Origin of the sequence: Desulfovibrio sp. 1188_IL3213, assembly GCF_036763145.1 — a bacterium.
Lineage (GTDB): Bacteria > Desulfobacterota > Desulfovibrionia > Desulfovibrionales > Desulfovibrionaceae > Desulfovibrio.
This window is the reverse complement of sequence record NZ_JBAIYR010000734.1, coordinates 1-255: the sequence shown is the minus strand read 5'-3', so window position 1 is coordinate 255 and position 255 is coordinate 1. Positions and strand designations below refer to the sequence as shown.

Genomic DNA, 255 nt, shown 5'->3' with positions numbered 1-255 from the left:
CGGCGGTTTCATCCGGCAGTATGGCCGTATATGCTGCCCTGGAGGCGTCATCCACACATACATGCAAATATTCCCAACCTGGCCGCCGCCGACGCACTTGCCGCGTCCCCGCCTTCCTATGCCCAACACCATCAATTTTGCCGAGACGCTTGATGTCCAGGTGGAGCATCTGGCCCGGCTTCTCCCATTGATAACGCCGTATCGGCTCTTTTTTCTCCAAAGAAGAAAGCCGGGAGCAGCCAAGCCTGCGCAAAG

1 pseudogene is annotated in these 255 nt (G+C 57.6%); it reads right to left on the bottom strand.

Features of this window, described 5'->3' with window-relative positions:
* Positions 1 to 255: pseudogene (locus tag V6C16_RS15040) on the bottom strand (IS481 family transposase); the annotation flags it as partial.